Origin of the sequence: Ammoniphilus sp. CFH 90114, from assembly GCF_004123195.1 — a bacterium.
Lineage (GTDB): Bacteria > Bacillota > Bacilli > Aneurinibacillales > RAOX-1 > YIM-78166.
Map to the genome: position 1 here is coordinate 1 of NZ_SDLI01000043.1, position 3307 is coordinate 3307.

The following is a 3307-nucleotide window of genomic DNA, read 5'->3' on the forward strand; positions in this document are numbered from 1 at the left end:
GCTTCTCCAACGGGCCACATCAAAAGCGACAGGTGTAAATATACCATGCTAGCAAAAACTAATCAAGTAGTAATTTCTGTCTCTTATTAAAGACAAATCTCTTTAATTCCCCCATTTCCAAAGACATCTTTATTCTTCTTCCCCTTCATTCATTTACAGTATTTCATTTTACTATAGTACAATATCATATAAATCAGGTTCCATGTAATAAGGAAAGAAGGAACGTTTCATGAATAAAAAAGAAGCCGCGAATCTATTAAATAGTTTAACCAAAGAACTAGAAGATGTAACAAGACAGCTCGGAACCGAAAACCTATCTCATCTTCCTACTATTAAACTTGAGTTCCAACAAAAGCTTACAGAAGCAGCGAATCACCTCAAAGAAATAGACAAAAAGATATTAAACTATCTCGAAAAGCAAAATGAAACCACCAATGATCCTGATTTTGCGATTAAACGAGCTCTTTTACAAGAAACAAAAAAATTAAAGTGGGAACTGTATCAGCATCATAGTGACCCAATTGAACGTCAATCGGTCAAAGCGTTCTCTGCCGCGAGTAAACGGAAAGAAGAGACTAACACTCGAATCCCTGCTCTGCAATTTTTATCTGAACCTCTTCGTGTCCAAAAAGAAGATATGTTAATTGAGTACCATACGGGAGAAATTTTATCAGCAATGGACCAAAAGGTATTTATGGGATTACAAGCCCTTTGGAAGACCAAGGGAGAGGGTCAACGAGTCATTTTTACTTACTATGAACTAGCAAGTCTTATTGGCTTTCCCACCAAAGGTAGTGGATATCGTCTTATTGATGAAGCCTTAAACTCACTATTTAACACTCGAATCTTTCTTCATCAAACCCAACAAACCGAAGAACTAGAAGTAGAAAAACAAGGCATGTATCGTTTAATTTCTTCTATTCAAAAGACCAACTTTAAAAAAGGGGAGAGTAACGCCCAATATTATGAGGTCTTTTTAGGTGATTTAGTTTATAAAAGTCTAAAACAAGGTTTTTATTCCTATATAAGTATGCCACTCATTCGAGATCTCCAATCCGACACAGCTCAAATCCTTTACGTCTTGTTATGTAGTCTAGCGCCTAAACACAAAGTGATTGAGCAAGAACTTACTTACTTTGTCGATATGTTAGGGATGAGTGTAGCTCGCCCCGCTATTCAAAAAAACATATTAGAAAATGCGATTAAAGAATTGGTAGAAAATCAAATCCTTGAAGGATATGAAATTATCAGTGAAGGAAGAGGAAGATACCTTTTTAGATTAGTTCTTTCCGAAGTGATAACTGCAAAAAAGCTTCTACGGGAACCTCTTCAACAACAATCCGAACAATTACAAATTGATCTATTTCTATCCTAAAAAAAAATTTAGGATTTTTCTTTTTCAAAAATGGAAAAAGAGGGTTATTTTTACAGTTAACATAATGTGTATTTGTAAACCGTAGGTAAGTAAAAGTGAACCTATATCAGATCAAATTACAGTTCAACTTCATGAACGTAAACTGTAGGTAAGTAAATGGGGTATAATGACTATCAAAAAGTAAGTTGTTTTTTTCCAATGTAAACTGTAGGTAAGTAAATTTGGCTTGTTTTTACCCAAAAACGAGATAGTTGTAGATCCAACGTAAACTGTAGGTAAGTAAAAACTATGATATACAATGGTTTTTTTTGTAAAAATTTTACATTTAATTGAATTTATTACACAAAAAGTAATCAAACGTAAACTGTAGGTAAGTAAAAACTATGATATACAATGGTTTTTTTTGTAAAAAGCGCTTTGTTGGATATCCAACGTAAACTGTAGGTAAGTAATGCCTATTTTTCAGTCCTATGCTAAAGTAGATATGGTGTTTTTAGACTGAGTAATCAAGTGTGCACAGGACAAGCTTTAAAGGCTTTCATTTAAACAATAAAAAACGAGAAAGACGCCCCCATTTAGCTTCGGCGGCTAAAGGCGTCTTTCTCGTCAAATCAAGAGTCATACAGTTGAAGTAAAAGTATGATCCTTTACTATGCATTTTATGCTTTGCTTGCATTCATTCTATCACGCAAAGTCTGGGATCGGCAATACTTCTCCTGTAGACACAACAAAAGGAGAGAAATAAAAACATGGCAGAGTTTTTACAAGATAATTTGAGAGTTTTCGTAGTACCCGTAGATATTATGGATATCCCTGATCTCGATATTTATGAACAAATGGTTTATATAGTATTACGATCTTTTGCTAATGCGAGGGAGGCTACCGCATTCCCTTCATATAGCACAATTGCAAAATTAGGTCGGATGAGTCGGAGAAAAGCGATCAATTGTGTAGCAACCTTGGTGGAAAAAGGATTATTAAAGAAAGAAATTCGTTTAGATGTCACTAAACATCGAAAAATCCGAAATACATCAAATCTCTATACCATTGAAACACCAAAGGTAGTGCACACCATGCACCAGGGTGGTGCACACCATGCACCAGGGGTAGTGCACACCATGCACCAGGGTGGTGCACACCATGCACCAGGGGTAGTGCACACCATGCACCAGGGTGGTGCACACCATGCACCAGGGGTAGTGCACACCATGCACCAGGGTGGTGCACACCATGCACCCGAATATAATCATTTAACAAAACCATTAAAAACAAAATTATTGAATAACAACAACAAAGATCAAAAATCTCAAAAAAATGTTGTTGTTGAATCTAATCAACTAGAAGAATTATTGACTTCTTACGGAATTAAGGTGAATGCAGTTACCTTAAGGAAATGGAGAAGTTTGGAAAGTGAAGAAAATATTTTTAATGCTGTAAAGGAAACATTAGAACGACGCGATATCAAAAATGTAGTGGGCTATATTAATAAAATTTTAGAGGCTGGATTTACACCTATTCAAAAAACAGTAAGAAATGATCTACCTTCCTATATGGTTAATCTATCTAATAACTCAGAACAAGATCATATAAAAATGACCATTGCTCCTAATGAACTTAAAGAAGCCTTAGATTTACTTTTTCAATTAGGAGAAATTAATCAAACAGAGTATGAAATGAAACTAAAAGAAATTACATAAAACGCACAGAAAGGGGTCTCTATGCCTTTCTTAGAGATGCCCCCTTGTCCTAAGTAGGATAGCTACCAAAAATGGCTTAGAATCCCTTTCTAGTTCGTTATACGTCAAACTAGAAAGGGAGGATCTTCGCTGTTTTTGGATTACAAGTCTTTTTTTCAAAAACAAAACAATAAAAAACCCTTATCCTATCAGGATAAGGGTTGATAACCTGGCAACGTCCTACTCTCCCAGGGCG

General features: G+C 35.4%; 2 protein-coding genes. Both read left to right on the plus strand.

The annotated features are described in order from the left end of the window. Nucleotides 1-229: 229 nt before the first annotated feature. Nucleotides 230-1375, plus strand: coding sequence for a replication initiator protein A (locus EIZ39_RS26060; protein WP_129204493.1), 1146 nt, complete (start codon nucleotides 230-232; stop codon nucleotides 1373-1375). A gap of 749 nt (nucleotides 1376-2124) precedes the next feature. Beyond that, on the plus strand, nucleotides 2125-3072 hold the full coding sequence (locus EIZ39_RS26065) for a helix-turn-helix domain-containing protein (protein ID WP_129204495.1): 948 nt from the start codon (nucleotides 2125-2127) through the stop codon (nucleotides 3070-3072). Nucleotides 3073-3307 lie beyond the last annotated feature (235 nt).